This window comes from Kineococcus glutinatus (genome assembly GCF_039542765.1).
Lineage (GTDB): Bacteria > Actinomycetota > Actinomycetes > Actinomycetales > Kineococcaceae > Kineococcus_A > Kineococcus_A glutinatus.
Window position 1 is genome coordinate 1 of the sequence record NZ_BAABIL010000939.1, and the last position, 569, is coordinate 569.

Genomic DNA, 569 nt, shown 5'->3' on the forward strand with positions numbered 1-569 from the left:
CCCCGACCCGCACGTCCACCGGCGCGGCCACCGGCGCGCGGGCCGGCCACGGGCGGGCGGTGGCGTCGGCGCCGTCGGGACCGGCCAGCACCGCCAGCACCCGGCGGCCCAGCGCCACGTCGCGCGTGAACGCGGTGACGCAGTCGAAGGACCGGCAGGCCGGCACGACGCCGGTGACCGGCACCAGCCCGAGGGTGGGCTTGACCCCGACCACGCCCTGCAGGGCCGCCGGCACGCGCCCGGAGCCGGCGGTGTCGGTGCCGAGGGCCACGTCCACGATCCCGAGCGCCACCGCCACCGCGGAACCGGAGCTGGAGCCGCCGGAGATCCGGTCGGGGCGCTCGGCGTCGCGCACCGCGCCGTACGGGCTGCGGGTGCCGACGAGGCCGGTGGCGAACTGGTCGAGGTTCGTGGTGCCGAGCACGACGGCCCCGGCGTCCTCCAGCCGCCGCACCGCGGTCGCGGAGGCGGCCGGGTCGCGGCCGAACCCCGGGCAGGCGGCCGTGGTGGGCAGCCCGGCGACGTCGATGTTGCCCTTGACGGCGGCCACCGCGCCCGCCAGCGGCAGC

The 569-nt window shown here is 80.1% G+C and carries 1 protein-coding gene; it reads right to left on the reverse strand.

The window, feature by feature from the left end; genetic code table 11:
- On the reverse strand, positions 1–569 hold a 569-nt coding region (locus ABEB16_RS22705; protein ID WP_425560300.1), incomplete at both ends, for an amidase family protein.